15 protein-coding genes and 1 tRNA gene are annotated in these 17,081 nt (G+C 71.5%); 4 read left to right on the plus strand and 12 right to left on the minus strand.

Translation table 11 applies throughout. The features are described from left to right. Positions 1-231 precede the first annotated feature (231 nt). The 3 genes from ACFYPG_RS07885 to ACFYPG_RS07895 form a co-directional block, all read right to left on the minus strand. Entirely contained in the window at positions 232-1,212 is a 981-nt protein-coding gene (locus tag ACFYPG_RS07885) for a ribose-phosphate diphosphokinase (protein ID WP_355010207.1), read from the minus strand. Between the two features lie 58 nt (positions 1,213-1,270). After that, on the minus strand, positions 1,271-2,803 hold the full coding sequence (gene glmU / locus ACFYPG_RS07890) for a bifunctional UDP-N-acetylglucosamine diphosphorylase/glucosamine-1-phosphate N-acetyltransferase GlmU (protein ID WP_387351030.1): 1,533 nt from the start codon (positions 2,801-2,803) through the stop codon (positions 1,271-1,273). A 110-nt stretch (positions 2,804-2,913) separates the two neighbouring features. After that, positions 2,914-2,985 (minus strand) — tRNA-Gln (locus ACFYPG_RS07895). 315 nt (positions 2,986-3,300) lie between these two features. On the opposite strand from ACFYPG_RS07895, the gene ACFYPG_RS07900 reads away from it, so the two are divergent. Together ACFYPG_RS07900 and ACFYPG_RS07905 are read left to right on the plus strand one after the other, a co-directional pair. Further along, entirely contained in the window at positions 3,301-4,266 is a 966-nt protein-coding gene (locus ACFYPG_RS07900) for an acyl-CoA desaturase (protein WP_355010209.1), read from the plus strand. Between the two features lie 223 nt (positions 4,267-4,489). Then, positions 4,490-5,188 (plus strand): TetR/AcrR family transcriptional regulator, encoded by a 699-nt coding sequence (locus ACFYPG_RS07905; protein ID WP_355010210.1) that lies wholly within the window; start codon positions 4,490-4,492, stop codon positions 5,186-5,188. A 6-nt stretch (positions 5,189-5,194) separates the two neighbouring features. Here the strand turns inward: ACFYPG_RS07905 and ACFYPG_RS07910 are convergent, their stop codons facing one another. The 7 genes from ACFYPG_RS07910 to ACFYPG_RS07940 form a co-directional block, all read right to left on the minus strand. Then, positions 5,195-5,671 carry a DUF4383 domain-containing protein gene (locus tag ACFYPG_RS07910; protein WP_355010211.1) on the minus strand — a complete coding sequence of 159 codons (477 nt, stop codon included), beginning with the start codon at positions 5,669-5,671 and terminating at the stop codon, positions 5,195-5,197. A 208-nt stretch (positions 5,672-5,879) separates the two neighbouring features. Then, positions 5,880-6,335, minus strand: a complete 456-nt coding sequence (locus ACFYPG_RS07915) for a DUF4383 domain-containing protein (protein WP_355005148.1) — start codon at positions 6,333-6,335, stop codon at positions 5,880-5,882. A 100-nt stretch (positions 6,336-6,435) separates the two neighbouring features. Further along, entirely contained in the window at positions 6,436-8,241 is a 1,806-nt protein-coding gene (locus ACFYPG_RS07920) for an ABC-F family ATP-binding cassette domain-containing protein (protein WP_387351033.1), read from the minus strand. A 120-nt stretch (positions 8,242-8,361) separates the two neighbouring features. Continuing rightward, a complete protein-coding gene (locus tag ACFYPG_RS07925; protein WP_355005146.1) occupies positions 8,362-9,309 on the minus strand; it encodes a 4-(cytidine 5'-diphospho)-2-C-methyl-D-erythritol kinase in 948 nt (315 codons plus the stop codon). Further along, positions 9,306-9,890, minus strand: coding sequence for a Uma2 family endonuclease (locus ACFYPG_RS07930; RefSeq protein ID WP_387351036.1), 585 nt, complete (start codon positions 9,888-9,890; stop codon positions 9,306-9,308). The genes ACFYPG_RS07925 and ACFYPG_RS07930 overlap by 4 nt, the downstream gene beginning before the upstream one ends. A 32-nt stretch (positions 9,891-9,922) precedes the next feature. Next, positions 9,923-10,792 (minus strand): 16S rRNA (adenine(1518)-N(6)/adenine(1519)-N(6))-dimethyltransferase RsmA, encoded by an 870-nt coding sequence (rsmA, locus tag ACFYPG_RS07935; protein ID WP_387351038.1) that lies wholly within the window; start codon positions 10,790-10,792, stop codon positions 9,923-9,925. Further along, complete coding sequence (locus ACFYPG_RS07940; RefSeq protein ID WP_355005143.1) at positions 10,786-11,685, minus strand: TatD family hydrolase; 900 nt, start codon at positions 11,683-11,685, stop codon at positions 10,786-10,788. The genes rsmA and ACFYPG_RS07940 overlap by 7 nt, the downstream gene beginning before the upstream one ends. Before the next feature lie 129 nt (positions 11,686-11,814). Between ACFYPG_RS07940 and ACFYPG_RS07945 the strand changes: the two genes are divergently transcribed. Beyond that, positions 11,815-13,062, plus strand: a complete 1,248-nt coding sequence (locus ACFYPG_RS07945; protein WP_387351040.1) for a hypothetical protein — start codon at positions 11,815-11,817, stop codon at positions 13,060-13,062. Positions 13,063-13,105: 43 nt separating this feature from the next. Here the strand turns inward: ACFYPG_RS07945 and metG are convergent, their stop codons facing one another. Continuing rightward, positions 13,106-14,908 (minus strand): methionine--tRNA ligase, encoded by a 1,803-nt coding sequence (gene metG, locus ACFYPG_RS07950; RefSeq protein ID WP_355005141.1) that lies wholly within the window; start codon positions 14,906-14,908, stop codon positions 13,106-13,108. A gap of 149 nt (positions 14,909-15,057) precedes the next feature. On the opposite strand from metG, the gene ACFYPG_RS07955 reads away from it, so the two are divergent. After that, positions 15,058-16,134, plus strand: coding sequence for a hypothetical protein (locus ACFYPG_RS07955; protein WP_387351042.1), 1,077 nt, complete (start codon positions 15,058-15,060; stop codon positions 16,132-16,134). 31 nt (positions 16,135-16,165) lie between these two features. Here ACFYPG_RS07955 and rsmI read toward each other — a convergent pair whose 3' ends face one another. Beyond that, positions 16,166-17,005: a 16S rRNA (cytidine(1402)-2'-O)-methyltransferase gene (gene rsmI / locus ACFYPG_RS07960; RefSeq protein WP_387351825.1), complete on the minus strand. Its 840-nt coding sequence runs from the start codon at positions 17,003-17,005 to the stop codon at positions 16,166-16,168. Positions 17,006-17,081: the final 76 nt, after the last annotated feature.

Raw genomic sequence — 17,081 nt, forward strand, 5'->3', positions numbered from 1 at the left:
CACCGCGTCGATGACGGTGCCTCCGTGCGGCGCTTTTCAGCGGCCCGCCGGGCACCCTCGCCGTGGCAACCGCACCAGTCTACCCGAGTTGTTTCCAGGGTTTCCGGCAGTCCCCGATCACGGCTCAGGACCGGCGCGTCGGTGGCGCTCCCACCAGCGTGCCGGCCCCGTTTCCACCAGTTTGACAGCCCCGCCCCCACCGGCACGCCGAGTGGGAAACGGGGCTCAGGCTCAGCTCAGGCCACCGAAGAGGGTGGTCACCGAACCGTCGTCGAAGACCTCGCGGATCGCCCGCGCCAGCAGCGGCGCGATCGACAGCACGGTGAGCTTGTCCAGTTGCTTCTCCGGCGGGAGCGGCAGGGTGTTCGTCACCACGATCTCGCTGATCGAGCTGTTCTTCAGCCGCTCGGTGGCCGGGTCGGACAGCAGCGCGTGGGTGGACGCGACAACGATCTCCGCCGCGCCCGACTCCTTGAGGATGTCCGCGGCCTTGGCGATGGTGCCACCGGTGTCGATCATGTCGTCGACGATCAGGCAGACCCGGCCCTCCACCTCGCCGACGACCCGGTTCGCCACGACCTGGTTCGGCTTCATCGGGTCACGGGTCTTGTGGATGAACGCCAGCGGGCACCCGCCCAACCGGTCGGTCCACCGCTCGGCAACCCGCACCCGCCCCGAATCCGGTGCCACCACCGTCATCGGCCGGCCGGCGTACTTGTGCTCCACGTACTCGGCGAGGATGTCCATCGCGAAGAGGTGGTCCACCGGGCCGTCGAAGAAGCCCTGGATCTGCGCGGTGTGCAGGTCGACGGTGAGGATGCGGTTCGCGCCGGCGGTCTTCAGCAGGTCCGCCACCAGGCGGGCCGAGATCGGCTCCCGACCACGGTGCTTCTTGTCCTGGCGGGCGTACGGGTAGAACGGCAGCACCACGGTGATCCGCTTGGCTGACCCCCGCTTCAGCGCGTCCACCATGATCAGGGTCTCCATGACCCAGGTGTTCACCCCGTGCGTGACGGACTGGACCACGAAGGCGTCCGAACCACGTACCGAGTCCTTGAACCGTACGAAGATCTCGCCGTTGGCGAACTCGTACGCGTCGGCGGGCGTCGGCGCGATGCCGAGCACCTCGCCGATCTCCTTGGCCAACTCCGGAAAGCCACGTCCGGAAAAGAGCATCAGGCTTTTGCGGTTTTCGGCGACGATGCTGCCCATGGGCCCGTCTGCTCCCGTTATGTCGGCGGTACCCGACCCGGTGGTGGTGGATCGGGGACTATTCGGTTGCAGTATCTCCCGCGCCGGATGCGCCGCCCACCGTCTCGGTCGCCCCGTGGATTGCCTCACTGTGGCTTGCGGCACCAGTCGTACCGGCCACACCCTTCGCGTCGCGGGCCCGCTGCGCCGCCTCCGCCGCGGCAGTGCCGGCGCGTCGCTTGACGACCCAGCCCTCGATGTTGCGCTGGCGCGCCCGGGCGACGCCCATCGCCCCTGCCGGCACATCGTCGACGATCACCGAACCAGCCGCCGTGTACGCCCCGTCGCCCACCTCGACCGGTGCCACGAACATGTTGTCCGCGCCGGTCCGCGCGTGGCTGCCGATCACCGTGCGGTGCTTGTTGACCCCGTCGTAGTTCACGAAGACGGACGCGGCGCCGATGTTGGTCTGCTCGCCGATCGTCGCGTCGCCGACGTACGTCAGGTGCGGCACCTTCGCGCCGGCGCCGATCTGCGAGTTCTTGACCTCGACGAACGTGCCGATCTTCGCCTTTTCGGCCAGCTGGGCGGCCGGCCGCAGGTACGCGTACGGCCCGACGGTCGCGCCCGCGCCCACCTCGGCGCCGACGGCGTGGCTGCGGATCACCGACGCGGCGGGGCCGACGATCGTGTCGATCAGGGTGACGTCCGGCCCGATCAGCGCGCCCGCGCCGATCACCGTGCCGCCGCGCAGCTGGGTGTTCTGGTCGATCACCGCGTCCCGGTCCAGCGCGACCGTCACGTCGATCCAGGTGGTGGCCGGGTCGAGCAGGCTCACCCCGGTGCGCATCCACGCCTCGTTGATCCGGTCGCGCAGCAGCCGACGCAGCGTGGCCAGCTCCACCCGGTCGTTGCAGCCCAACGTCTCGACGTGGTCCACGGCGACGTGCACCGCCACCGGCTCGCCGGCGGAACGAAGCAGACCGAAGACGTCGGTCAGGTACTCCTCGCCCTGGTCGTTGTCGGTGGAGAGCTTGCCCAGCGCCTCGCGCAGCCGCACCGCGTCGAACGCGTAGATGCCTGCGTTGATCTCCCGGATCGCGCGCTGCGTCGTGTCGGCGTCGCGCTCCTCGACGATCTGCTCCAGGCGCCCGTCGGCGTCCCTGACGATCCGCCCGAGGCCGGTCGGGTCGGGCACCTCGGCGGCCAGCACCGTGGCCGCCGCGGCGGCCTCCTCGTGCGCGGTCACCAGCGCGCCCACCGTCTCCGGCCGCAGCAGGGGTACGTCACCGTTGATCACCACGACGGTGCCGGCACCTTCCGGTACGGCCTCCAGCGCGATCCGTACGGCATGCCCGGTGCCGAGCTGCTCGGCCTGGAGCACCGGAATGGCGTCCGGGGCGATCTCGGACAGGTGTGCCCGCACCTGGTCGGCGCCGTGCCCCACCACGACGACGGTGCGGTCCGCGCCCAACGGGGCGGCGGCGCTCAGCACGTGACCGAGGAGCGTCCGGCCGAGCAGGGGGTGCAGCACCTTGGGCAGTGTCGACTTCATCCGCTTGCCCTCACCGGCGGCAAGCACGACGACGGTACGGAGGTGGGGCTGGGGCACGACGTGGCTCCCGTCGGGACGGCGGACACTCTCGCGGCCATGCTAGCCGCGAGGCCCGGCACGTTCCCCTCTTACCCCCACCGGGCCCTAAAACGGACGCAGGTGGGCAGCTCGGCCGCCAGGGTTCGAACCTGAAATACGGGTACCAAAGACCCGGGTGTTGCCAATTACACCACGGCCGATCACCGACGCGAGCACGTCGCACGAGGGATGGACCACCCCGCCGCTACACCTTAGCGCCCCGGCCGTCGGGCGCCAGCGCTCATCCCACCGCACGGCGAGCGGTCGATGCCGTGAACGGTCCAGGGGGTGGTCGGCCCGCACCTCGGCCACCTCGGACCAGGTCGGTCGGGTCTCCGCCACCGGACCGTTTGACCTGCGACTTCATACAGTTACGCGAAGGCGATTCCAAAGTTCCAGATGCGATCTACGGTGCCGTAAGTTACGGTGACGTAGGCGTAACTTAGTGATCGTTACCATCCCCCTGCGAGGTCCCATTGTCCACTGCTGTACTGGATCCCAACACCGCCGGATCCGGCCCCAAACCGCTCACCGACGGCAGCCAGTCCCCCGGCATCCTGGCCGCCCTCTGGGCTTTCGTGGTGATCCCCTTCGTCGCTCTGCTGGTCGCCGTTCCGGTGGCGTGGGGCGGCTGGCTCGGCTGGACCGACGTGATCATCGGCCTCGTCTGGTACGTCGTCTCCGGGCTCGGCATCACCGTCGGCTTCCACCGCTACTTCACGCACGGCTCGTTCAAGGCCAAGCGGTGGCTGCGGGTGACTCTGGCGGTCGCGGGTTCGCTGGCGGTACAGGGCGAGATCATTCAGTGGGTCGCCGACCACCGGCGCCACCACGCGTTCTCCGACCTGGAGGGTGACCCGCACTCGCCGTGGCGCTTCGGCACCAGCTTCTGGGCGTTGACCCGGGGCCTGTTCCACGCACACGTGGGCTGGCTCTTCCGCCGGGAGCTGTCCAACCGCGCGCGTTTCGCACCGGACCTCATCGCCGACCGGGACATCAGCCGGGTCGACCGACTCTTCCCCGCGCTGGTGGCCATCTCGCTGCTCGGCCCGGCGCTGATCGGCGGCCTGGTGACCTGGTCCTGGCAGGGCGCGCTGACCGCGTTCTTCTGGGCCGGGCTGGTCCGGATCGGCCTCCTGCACCACGTCACCTGGGCGATCAACTCGGTGTGCCACGTCTACGGTGAGCGTCCGTTCGCGATGCGCCAGGGCGACCGCGCGTCGAACTTCTGGCCACTGGCGATCCTGTCGTTCGGCGAGAGCTGGCACAACCTGCACCACGCCGACCCGACCAGCGCCCGCCACGGCGTGTTGCGCGGTCAGGTGGACATCTCCGCCCGGGTGATCTGGTTGTTCGAGAAGACCGGCGCGGCAACACAGGTGCGCTGGCCAAAGCCCGAGCGCCTCGCCGCCAAGCTGGTGAAGCCGGTCGCACCCCGCTGAAACCGGGCGGTACACGAGGATGCCGCCTGGCAGGATGGCCGGATGACCGAGCCATGCGGGGGCACCAGGCGGCTCGGCCGGCGGGAGCCGAGCCCGATCCGGGTACGGTCGAACGGCGCGTCAGGGCGGTCGAACCGCCCGACAGTTAGGCGACGACGTGAACGGGCACAGCGGAGGAACCATTCCACGGCAGGGCGTCACCGAGCGCCAGCGAGGCGGCGACATGCCTGAGGTCAGCGACGAGCCGGCGACAGCTGTCGGCGGCCGACGGGCGACGCCGACCGCGGCACCGAAAGCCAAACCTCCCTCCCGGGTCCGCATGTCGGCGGCCCAACGCCGGGAGCAGTTGATCGCGACCGGCCGGCAACTCTTCGCGGAACGCGGTTTCGACGCCACCTCCATCGAGGAGGTGGCGGCCCGCGCCAAGGTCTCCAAGCCGGTGGTGTACGAGCACTTCGGTGGCAAGGAAGGGCTCTACGCGGTGGTGGTGGACCGGGAGGTCCGGGCCCTGCTCGACCGGATCACCACGGCGTTGACCGCCGGGCATCCGCGGGAGCTCCTGGAACAGGCGGCGCTCGCCCTGCTGACCTACATCGAGGAGGAGACCAGCGGTTTCCGGGTGCTGGTCCGCGAGTCGCCGCTGATGTCCGGCACTGCCACCTTCAGCAGCGTCATGAACGACGTGGCGCACCAGGTCGAGCACATCCTGGGCGCCGAGTACAAGAGCCGCGGGTACGACCCGAAGCTCGCCGAGCTGTACTCGCAGGCGCTTGTCGGCATGGTGGCGTTGACCGGTCGCTGGTGGTTGGAGGTGCGTAAGCCGCGCAAGGAGACGGTGGCGGCGCACCTCGTCAACCTGGCCTGGAACGGGTTGTCGCACCTGGAGGCCAAGCCGACGCTGATCACCGCGCGGCGCAACTGACCCCGATCAGCGGCGGTGCACGTCGGCCACCGGGTGCTTACGGTGCTCCAACTCCGCCTCGGCGGATTCCGGTGGGCCGACCTTGTCGTAGAGGCCGGTGCCGAGCAGGATCAGGCCGAACAGCATCGACACGATCACTGTCGACATCGAGAAGTTGAGGAAGTTCCCTCCGGTCTGCAGCACCGACATCATCAGGATGCTGGTCACCAGGAACACCACGCCCGCGGTGAGGTTCATGTAGTGGCCGAGGTTGGTACGCCGCGAGGCCCCGATGATCAGAACGACCCCGAAGACCAACGAGGCCAGCGAGAAGGCCAGGTTGGTCCGGAGCCCGAGGGCCCAGGTGCTGTTACGGGCGAAGAGCGGATCCCCGATCGTCTCGGCGACGCCCCACACGCCGAAGACCAGGATGTAGACGCCGATCAGCCCGGAGAGGACCCGGTAGAGCGGCCGTGCCGGATGGTTGACCGGAAAATGCGGCATACCCAGACCCCCTGAAGTGACCGTTTCAGGGGAATTGTCGCCCAGGGCAGACCCAACTGTCCGAAGAACCCCAATGCCGGAAGGGGTCCGCCGAAAGGCTGGACGAGGTCAGGTTTTCCGCCGGAGCCCGAGCTGCGCAGGGATCAAGCCTGACCGCCCGGAGCAGCTCGGGCTCCGGCGGAAAACCCTGGACCGCAACCCAAGAAGATCAGAGAACGAGACGAGCCTTCTGGAACGCCTCCGCCTCATCATCCGTGCCGACCTTGCCGTACATGCCGACCATGAGCAGCACCAGGGCTGCCGTCATCACCACGACCACAGTGGTGATGCTGAAGTTGAAGATGTTGGCGTCGGTCCGGATGAACGCGAGACCGGCCAGGCTGACCACCATGAGGCCGTACGCCAGCCACTGGTTGATCGCCACGTCGATGTTGCGGCCGAGCGCGGTGCCGACCAGCACGACGACCCCGACCAACACGCTGAACAGCGAGAAGCCGAGGTTGGTGCCCTGACCGAGGACCCGGGTGTCGTCCTGGGCGAGGATCTCGTTGCCGGTGCTGGCGATGATGCCGAGCACCCCGAAGACGACCAGGTACAGACCGGTCAGCCCGCCGATCGCCCGGTAGATCGGCCGCGCGGGGTGGTTGACGGGGGTGTGTGCCATGTCTGTGTCTCCAACGCCGTGGGGTAGGTGTCGCCGACGATTGTCTCGCATGTGGTGGTGTGACGCCGCACACGGGGGCCGGGCCGGCGCGCCCGGCCGGTCAGCTCTCGGGCAGGTCCTCGGCGAGGGTCATCCAGCTCTCCTCGATCCGCTCCCGTTCGGCGCGCAGATCCTTCAGCTGGGTGTCCAACTCGGCGACCCGGGCGTAGTCGGTGGCGTCCGCCGCGAGCTGACCGAGCAGCGTGGTCTCGCGCTGGTCGAGCTTGCTGAGCTGCCGCTCCAGCCGGGTCAGTTCCTTGCGGGCCTGACGGACCTCGGCGGCGGTCATGCCGCCTGCCGAGGGCGCACCGGGTGCGGAGGTCGAGGTCACGCCCGCCCGGGGAGAGCCGGCCCGCTCGGCGGTCCGCGCGAGGTATTCGTCCACACCGCCCGGCAGGTGCACAAGTCGACCGTCGCCGAACATCCCGTACGCAGTGTCGGTGACCCGCTCGATGAGGTAACGGTCGTGGCTGGCCACGATGATCGTGCCGGGCCACGAGTCGAGCAGGTCCTCCAGCGAGGCGAGGGTGTCCGTGTCCAGGTCGTTGGTGGGCTCGTCGAAGAGCAGCACGTTGGGCTCGCCGGCCAGCAGCCGCAGCATCTGCAACCGCCGGCGCTCCCCACCGGAGAGATCACTGACCGGCGTCCAGAGCCGGCGGTCGTCGAAGCCGAACACCTCGGCGAGCTGCGAAGCGGAGACCTCCCGGTCGCCGAGCTGAACCCGGCGGGCGACCTCCTCCACCGCCTCCAGCACCCGCAGATGCCCGGGCAGCTCGGTGAGCTCCTGGGAGAGGAAAGCGGGCCGCACCGTGGAGCCGGTGCCGAGGCGACCGCCATCGGGGCGGGTGATGCCGGCGAGCATCCGCAGCAGCGTGGTCTTGCCGGCGCCGTTGGCACCGAGGATGGCGATCCGGTCGCCGGGGCCGACGAGCCAGGAGGTGTCGCGCAGGATCTCCTTCGGGCCGGCGTGCAGCTCGACGTTCTCCAGCTCGTACACCTGCTTGCCCAGGCGGGAAACCGCCATCCGCTGCAACGACATGGTGTCGCGCGCCGGCGGCACGTCGGCGATCAACGCGTTCGCGGCGTCGATGCGGAACTGCGGCTTGGAGGTCCGCGCGGGCGGGCCACGGCGCAGCCAGGCGATCTCCTTGCGGAGCAGATTCTGCCGGCGGGCCTCGGTGGCGGCGGCGACCCGCTCGCGCTCCACGCGGGCGAGGGTCCAGGCGGCGAAGCCACCCTCGTAGGCGCGGACGGTCTGGTCGGCGACCTCCCAGGTGTTGGTGCAGACCGCGTCCAGGAACCACCGGTCGTGGGTGACCACGACGAGGGCGCCCTTGCGGCCGACCAGGTGCCGGGCCAGCCAGTCGACCCCGCCGACGTCCAGGTGGTTGGTGGGCTCGTCGAGGATGAGCAGGTCGGAGTCGCGCACGAGCAGCGCGGCGAGCGCCACGCGGCGGCGTTCGCCACCGGACATCGGGCCGACCGGCTGGTCGAGGCCGAGGTGCGGCATGCCGAGGCCGTCGAGGATGGCCCGCACCCCGGAGTCGCCGGCCCACTCGTGCTCGGCGCCCATGCCCTCGGCGAGCCAGGCGGTGCCGAGCACCACGTCCCGGACGGTCGCCTCGGGAGCGAGGGTGAGCTGCTGCGGAAGCCAGAGCACACGCAGGTCACGGCGGTGGGTCACCCGGCCGTCGTCGGGGTCCTCCTGCTTGGTGAGCAGCCGCAGCAGGGTGGACTTGCCGGCGCCGTTGAGGCCGACCACGCCGATCCGGTCGGCGTCGTCCAGGCCGAGCGAGACGTCCGTGAGCAGCCGCCCGGCGGCGCCGTACCCCTTGGACACCCGGTCCAGATTGACGATGTTCGCCACGTTCCACCCTTCATGATCAAGGCGTCCCGGTGCCGGCGGGCACCTGGACGCCTGTCCCAAGGGTACGCGGAAGCCCCGAACGCCCGCGCCGCGCGCCGGCAGCTCCGGTGGAACGGGTCGTCAGCCGACGCGAGCGCCGGCTACCGGACCGTGCGCGACCCGCGCCTCCCGGCAGACACCCGCGGCGGTCAGCTCGGCGGCGATCCGCTCCGCGTCGGCCGCGGTGGCGGCGAGAAACACGCAGGTCGGGCCGGAGCCGGAGACGATGCCGGTGAGCGCGCCGGCCGCCTCGCCGGCCTTCAGAGTGTCGGCCAGCGCCGGGCGCATGGCCAGCGCGGCGTCCTGGAGGTCGTTGCCGAGCGTACGGGCGAGCACCCGGGGGTCACGCTGGCGCAGCGCGCCCAGCAGCGCGTCGGTGCTGCCCAGCGGGGTACCGGCGGCACCGGAGTCGCGGAGCCGATCCAGCTCCCGGTAGGCGGCCGGCGTGGAGAGGCCGACGTCGGCGATCGCCACCACCCAGTGCCAGGAGGTGGCGCGGGCCAGCACGGGGCTGACCGCCTCGCCCCGGCCGGTGCCCAGCGCGGTGCCACCGTAGATCAGGAACGGCACGTCCGAGCCGAGGTCGGCGGCGATGCCGGCCAGCTCGTCGCGGGACAGCCCGGTGCCCCAGAGCGCGTCGCAGGCCACCAGCGCGGCGGCCGCGTCGGCGCTGCCGCCGGCCAACCCACCGGCGAGCGGGATCTGCTTGCGCAGGTGCAGTCGGGCGTGCGGCAGCACCCCCGCGTACCCGGCGAGGGCGTGCGCGGCGCGGATCACCAGGTTGGTGTCGTCCAGGGCCAGCTCGCCGGTGCCCTCACCCTCCATGGTCAGGGCGAGGGTGTCGCCCCGGCGGGCCGTCAGCTCGTCGTAGATCGAGATGGCGTGGTAGACGGTGTTCAGCTCGTGGTAGCCGTCCCGGCGCAGCGGGCCCACCCCGAGGTGCAGGTTGATCTTCGCGGGCACCCGTACCCGCACCGGGCCGATGGCCCCGCGTGGCTCGTCGTCGTCCGGTCGCCAGGCCTCGGTCACGGGGTGATGTCCCGCACGCGCAGGCGGATGTCGAACGGCTTGGCCACGATCAGCTCCTCGGAGGAGTCGGCGGCCAGTTCATACCTGCCGCCGACCAGGTCGTACGCGTACACGTGCACCGGATTCTGCTCGATCCGCCAGTAGTGCCGGATACCGGCGTCGGCGTAGTCGGCCGGCTTCTCCAGCCGGTCCCGACGACGGGTGCCGGGCGACACGACTTCGACGGCCAGCACGACCTGCTCGGCGTCGACGTAATGGTTCTCAACGACGACTGGCCGACTCAGTAGCAGCACGTCGGGCTCAAGTGTGTTGCGGTGGGTGAGCGCGACACCGACAGCGGTGACGGGCTCATACTCCGCGGGCGCGTGCTGAAACAGCCACATCCAGAGCCGGTTGCTGATGTTCTGATGACCAATGGTCGGGGAAGGGACCACGACGAGGACTCCGTCACGTAGCTCGACGCGGGGGGCGTCGTCGGGCAGGGCCAGCACGTCCTCGATGGTGTGGTTGGCCAGCCGCTGCCGGACGGGATCCGGACTCCACATGCTGTGGGCGGTGGGCTCGATCGGCTGCGCGGTCACTCGTACACCTCCTCGGCGGGCACGGCGTCAGCCTACTTCCCGGCCGGCGTACCGGCCGGGGCCGACGCGGCGATGGCGGCGAACTGCTCGACGGTCAGTGACTCCCCACGGGCGCCGGGGTCGACGCCGGCGGCGGTGAGCGCCGCGGCGGCCCGGTCCGCGCCACCGGCCCAGCCCGCCAACGCGGCGCGCAGCGTCTTGCGCCGCTGCGCGAACGCCGCGTCCACCACGGCGAAGACCCGCTCCCGCGGTACGTCGATGCGGGGCGGCTCGTGGCAGGTGAAGGCGACCAGGCCGGAGTCGACGTTGGGCACCGGCCAGAACACGTTCGGCGGCACCTTGCCGGCGCTCCGGGCCTGGGCGTACCAGGCGAGTTTCACCGACGGGATGCCGTACACCTTGGAGCCGGGACCGGCGACGAGCCGGTCGGCGACCTCCTTCTGCACCATCACCAAACCGTGGCGCAGGGTCGGCAGCACGGCGAGCAGGTGCAGCACAACGGGCACGGCGACGTTGTAGGGCAGGTTCGCCACAAGCGCCGTCGGTGCCGGGTCGCCCAGCTCGGCGGCGGCGATGCGCAGCGCGTCCGCGCGGTGCACGGTGAGCCGGGCGGCATCGCCCTCGGCGTGCCGGGCGACGGTCTCCGGCAGCGCCCCGGCGAGCACCGGGTCGATCTCCACGGCGTGCACGTGCCCGGCGACCGGCAGCAGCCCCAGGGTCAGCGAGCCGAGCCCGGGCCCCACCTCCAGGGCCACGTCGTCGGGGCTGAGGCCGGCGGCGGTCACGATCCGGCGCACAGTGTTCGGGTCGTGCACGAAGTTCTGGCCCAGCTTCTTGGTGGGCGCGACGCCCAACCGGGCGGCGAGTTCCCGGATCTCCGCCGGGCCGAGCAGGCTCACCACGGGCCGAAGGCCCGCTCGCCGGTGGCGGAGATGGCCCCGCACAGCTCGTCCAGGTCGCTGCCGGTGGTCGCGGCGAGCGCGCGGACGGTGAGCGGAATCAGGTACGACGCGTTCGGCCGGCCTCGGTACGGCATCGGGGTGAGGTACGGGGCGTCGGTCTCCACCAGCATCTGATCCAGCGGGGTGAGCGCGGCGGCCTCGCGTAGCGCCGTCGCGCTGCCGAAGGTGACGGTGCCAGCGAAGCTCAGCAGGTAGCCGCGGCGGACGCACTCGCTGGCGAAGTCGGCGTCGCCGGAGAAGCAGTGCAGCACCACACGGTCGGGAGCGCCCTCGTCGTCGAGGATGCGCAGCACGTCGGCGTGCGCGTCACGGTCGTGGATGACAAGCGTCTTGTCGTACCGCTTGGCGATGGCGATGTGCGCCCGGAAACTGTGCTCCTGCGCGGCACGCCCCTCGTCGCCGGTCCGGAAGAAGTCCATTCCGGTCTCGCCGATCCCCCGGACCCGGTCGCGGGCGGCGAGGGACTCGATCTCCCGCAACGCCTCGTCGAGGTCGCCGAGCCGGGGTGCCTCGTTGGGGTGCAGCGCCACGGTGGCCAGCACCGCGGGGTACTCGTCGGCGATGTCCGCGCCCCACCGGGACGAGGCGACGTCCACGCCCACCTGGACCAGCCGGTCCACGCCGACCTTGGTGGCCAACGCGATGGCCACGGCGACCGGGTCGTCGGCCGGCCCGCCGCCGGGCACACCGGCCTCGCTGACCGTGATGTCCAGGTGGGTGTGGCTGTCCAGCACCGCCCGGGGCAACGACTCGGGGGCGGGCGGAAACTCTCCGGCCCGCCGGGCGGCACGCTCGCGGCGGGATTCAGTGGGCTCGCTCATCAGCGACAGCATCACACACCGGGCCTGTCCATCTGCCCGCCACCCGACGTTCACCCCGACTACGCCGCGCGACTCTACGGTCGCTCACGAGCGGACGCGACAGCGTGCGGACCTCATCCCACCGAGCAGCGAGGCGACGGCATGAGCGTCACTCCCCAGGCCGGTGGCAGCGCCGGCGAACGGACCGGACTGAACGTGGCGTTCGGTGGCGGCGTGTACCCGGCGGAGGAAATCGCCCGGGGCGCCGCGTACGAGTTGTTCAGCGCCGACGAGGTGGCCGGCTTCGAGTGGGCACCCCGCCCGGGTAGCGCCCTGCCGTGGCACCGGTTCGTGCACGTCACCGAGGTGACAGCTGTGCACGGGCTGACGGAGCCGGTCGACGAGCCGGAGACGCCGCTGCTGATACCCGCTCACCGCGAGCGGGGTTGGGCGTACCTGCACCAGCTCAGCCAGCAGCCGGCGGCAGCGGGCGACCCGACGCTGGCGGCCGCGCGCGCGTCGGCGGTGGTCCGGCGGGGCACCCGGATGATGAAGGTGCTCTCGGCCCAGCAGCTCGCCGGCTACCTACGGGGCTGGCTGCCGCACGGCTTCTGCTACCGCGAGCACGATGTGGCGCATCTGCGAACGCCGGCGACGACGACGGTGCTGCGTACGGACGGTGACGCTGGCCGGGACGGCACGGACGTGACGTACGCGCTGCGCTGGCGCGCGTCCGACCCGGGCGACTACGAGGTGCCGGTGGGCCCGGCACACCGTGGCCTGACCGCGCTGGCCGCCCGGGACCGGCTCGGCGCCCCGGTGCTCGGCACCGGCTTCGTGCCCAGCAACGGTCAGCTCATCCCGGAGTTCATCACCCGGGACTTCGCCGACCTGCCGATGCCGGCGAACGCCGCCCTCATCGCGTACCCGGCGGAGGGGATGGAGGTGGTGCTGTACACCTACCAGGCCGAGCAGCGCGGGTGGCTGCGGATGGTGGGCCCGCAGTGGCGGCACCTGCTGGCCGCGGTGCCGGGGCTCTCCCCGGACCAGGAGTACGTGCCGAACGCCGACGCCCCCCGCTCCACCCAGCTGGTCGGCATGTACGGCGACAGCGAGTACGAGGCGGTCGCCGACCTGCCCGGTGGGTTCCGGGTGCTGGCGATGACCCGGGCGGCCCGTTACCCGGTCGACGCGGTGGCCCGCCGGCTCCGGTTCGCCCAGTGGCGGGGGGTGCCGTGCCTTGTGCTGCGGGAGGAGGCCGGCTGGCTGCGGGTGCGCCTGCGCTACCCGAACCCGGACACCCTGGTCACAACCGGCGCGCAGTGCCAGGAACGCGGCGTCTACGAGGCCTGGGCGCCGGGCGCCGAGGTGACCGACGACCAGGTGATGGACACCCGGTACGCGATGTGACGGCGCGCGGCGGCGGGCGCACCCGCCGCCGCGCGTCGTGCGGTCAGTCGGCGAGCCGGGCCAGTTCCTCGTCGACGATCGACGGATCGAGCTTGCGGAACACCGGCTTCGGCGCGGCCAGCGGGCGGCCCGCCTCGATCGACACCGACTCCCAGCGCGCGCCGACGGTGTAGTCCCCGGTCAGCACCGGGTACGCCGGGCCGCCGTCCAGGTCGTCGACCTGCTCGATCACCGGCATCGGCGCGTGCACGCCGGTGCCCCCGAGCAGCTCGTGCACCTGCTGCGCGGAGTGCGGCAGGAACGGGGTGAGCAGCGTGTTGGCATCGCTGATCACCTGAAGGGCGACGTGCAGGATGGTGCCCATCCGGGGCTTGTCCGCCTCGTCCTTGAGCTTCCAGGGCGCCTGCTCGGAGAGGTACCTGTTGGCCTCGGCGACCACCTTCATGGCCTCACCGATCGCCTGCTTCTGCCGGTGCCGGCCGATCAGGTCGCCGACGGTGGTGAACCCGGTCCGGGCGACGGCGAGCAGCGCCTCGTCGGCCTCGGTGAGCCCGGCCGGGTCGACCGGCGGGATCGTCCCGAAGTTCTTCGCGGCCATCGAGACGCACCGGTTGACCAGGTTGCCCCAACCGGCGACCAACTCGTCGTTGTTGCGGCGAAGGAACTCGGCCCAGGTGAAGTCGGTGTCGTTGCTCTCCGGGCCGGCGGCGGCGATGAAGTAGCGCAGCGCGTCGGCGTCGTAGCGCTCCAGGAAGTCGCGAACGTAGATGACCACCTTGCGGGACGAGGAGAACTTGCGCCCCTCCATGGTCAGGTACTCGCTCGAAACCACCTCGGTGGGCAGGTTGAGCCGACCCAGCTCGCCCGGCTCACCGTCGCGGGAGCCCTCACCGGAGTAGCCGGAGAGCAGCGCCGGCCAGATCACCGAGTGGAAGACGATGTTGTCCTTGCCCATGAAGTAGTAGGACCGGGCGTCCTTGCCCGCGCCGTCGGCGGACCAGTACTTCCGCCACGCGTCCGGGTCGCCGGAGCGACGGGCCCATTCGATCGAGGCGGACAGGTAGCCGATGACCGCGTCGAACCACACGTAGATCCGCTTGTCCGACCGGTCGCGCCAGCCGTCGAGCGGGATCGGTACGCCCCACTCCAGGTCACGGGTGATCGCCCGGGGCTGGAGGTCGTCGAGCAGGTTGCGGGAGAACCGCAGCACGTTCGGCCGCCACCCCTCGCGGGTGTCCAGCCACTGCCGCAGCACCTCGGCCAGGGCCGGCAGGTCCAGGAAGAAGTGCTCGGTCTCGACGAACTTCGGAGTCTCTCCGTTGATCCGCGACTTCGGGTTGATCAGGTCGATCGGGTCGAGTTGGTTGCCGCAGTTGTCGCACTGGTCACCGCGGGCGCTGTCGTACCCGCAGATCGGGCAGGTGCCCTCGATGTAACGGTCGGGCAGGGTGCGCCCGGTGGACGGCGAGATCGCGCCCATCGTGGTCTTCGGCACGATGTAGCCGTTGCGGTACATCCCCTCGAACAACTCCTGCACCACCGCGTAGTGGTTGCGGGTGGTGGTGCGGGTGAACAGGTCGTACGAGAGACCGAGGCCGTGCAGGTCCTCGACGATCACCCTGTTGTACCGGTCGGCCAGCTCGCGCGGGGTCACCCCGTCGGCGTCGGCCTGCACCTGGATCGGGGTGCCGTGCTCGTCGGTGCCGGAGACCATGAGCACGTCGTGGCCGGCCATCCGCATGTACCGGGCGAAGACGTCGGAGGGAACGCCGAAACCGGAGACGTGGCCGATGTGGCGGGGGCCGTTGGCGTACGGCCAGGCCACTGCCGCGAGAACGTGACTCATGAGCAGTGAGCCTAGTGACCCGTCCGGGGCGTTCGCGAACCAATAGGGGGTGCCCGACCGGCGGACCGGGCCGACCGCCTCGCCCGTTGGTCCGATTTGTCGTCGACACGCGGCTCACCTGCCCGTTTCACCTCCTGGTGCGGTGTGCAATGAACGTCGTGACGGGCAGAGGAGCGGCGCGGGACCACGAGGACCCTCCCACCGGGTCGGCGGTCGGCGACGACCCGGGGCCCGGGCCCGCCGCGTCGCGGGTCGCCGGGGTCGCGCCGCAGCCCCGGCTCGTGTCCAGCGCCGACCCGGGTGCGCTGCGGCCCACCCCGGCGGGGAGGTCCACCGCAGCGGCCCGCCCCGCGCCGGCGGCGCCGTCACCCACACCGACTCGTCCGACCCCGGGGGCACCCGTACCCAGCCCGGCCCGGCCCGGCTCGTCGGGCCCGCCGGCCGACTCGGCGCCGGCCGGCGCGGAGCCCGTCGAGGTGGAGCCCGTCGAGGTGGAGCCCACCACCGGCGCGCCGGTGGACGCGGTGCCGCGTCGGGTGCCGGTCCGGCAGCAGGGCCGCCGGCAGCGCGGCCATGGTCCCGACGGCGGCCCGCCGGAGGACGACGGTGGCGCTTTCTGGGCGCCGATCGAGCAGGTGCACTGGGACGGCACCCCGATTCGTAAGGACGCGGCACCGGCGCGGTTCCGCGGCTTCCGGGTGGCGCGGCGCCGGGCACCTCACCGCACGCCACTGCCGCCGGACCCGCTGCCCGGGCTCGCCGCGCTGGTGGTGCTGAGCCTGGTCGCGGCCTTCTTCGCCTGGGTCAGCGCCGGCCCGTTCTGGCTCGCGGTCGGGCACGCCCGGACCGGCACCGTGGTGATCGACGGCTGCTCCGGCGACGGTCTCACCCTGCGCTGCCGGGGGATCTTCACGGCCGAGGACGGGCGGTTCATCACCCATGGCGTCCGGGTCAGTGGCGTGCCCGCCGAGGGGAGCACGGCCGGCACCGCGCTGCCGGCACGGATGACCGGCCCGGACAGCGGTACCGCGTACGCGGACGTCGGCGTGGGCCGGCACCTGCGCTGGCTGCCCGGTCTGCTGGTGGTGCTGGCCTGCGCCGCCGGCATCGTCCGGTTGACCGGGTCGGCCCGGCTGCCCGGTCGCCGGCAGCGCCGCTGGGCCGTGGCCGCCGCCGTCGCCGGCCCCACACTGATCACCGTCGGCTTCCTGATCGCCGGGTGGTGACCCGGTCGTCCGGCGAGCCGGACCACCTCGATCAGCTGTGCACGATCGTGTAGACGTCCCGGCGGCGCAGCGCGTACTCGGTGGCGACGTCGCTGATGGCATCCCGGCGGGACCGGCCGGCGGCCTCCCGCTCGGCGACGGCGGCGCGAAGGGTCTCGTCGTCGGGGCGTTCGGCAGCGGTCACCGGGGCTCCGGCCACCACCAGGGTGATCTCTCCACGCGGGTCCCCCTCGGTGGCCCACCGGGCCAGCTCGCCGAGGGGGCGACGGAGCACCTCCTCGTAGGTCTTGGTGAGTTCGCGGCAGAGCGCGGCCGGCCGGTCCGCCCCGAACGTGTCGGCCAGGTCGGTGAGCGTCGCCCCGATCCGGTGCGGGGCCTCGAAGAAGACCAGGGTGCGCTCCTCGGCGGCGAGGGCGCGCAACCGGGACCGACGGCCACCGGGGGTGCGCGGCAGGAAGCCCTCGAAGCAGAACCTGTCGCAGGGCAGCCCGGAGACGGCCAGCGCTGTGGTGACCGCGCTGGGCCCGGGGGCGACGGTGACCGGCGCACCGACGTCCAACGTGGCACGGACCAGCCGGTAGCCGGGGTCGGAGACGCTGGGCATCCCGCCGTCGGTGACCAGCGCCACCACGTACCCGCCGAGGATGACCTCGACCAGTTCGGGGGTGCGCCGCTCCTCGTTGCCCTCGAAGTAGGAGACGATTCGACCGCCGACGGTGAGGTCGAGATCGCGGGCCAGCCGGGTGAGCCGTCGGGTGTCCTCGGCGGCGACCACGTCGGCGCTGATCAGCACCTCCCGGAGTCGGGCCGAGGCGTCGGCGGGGTTGCCGAGCGGGGCACCGAGCAGAATCAGGCGCCCAACTTCGGACATTTCACCCACGAATTCGTCTCCTTCATTGCAGGGAATACCGGTATCAGGGACGACGGACGCCACCGGACACCTTGGC

It is taken from the genome of Micromonospora sp. NPDC005553 (assembly GCF_042871765.1).
In the GTDB taxonomy this organism is placed as follows: Bacteria; Actinomycetota; Actinomycetes; order Mycobacteriales; family Micromonosporaceae; genus Micromonospora.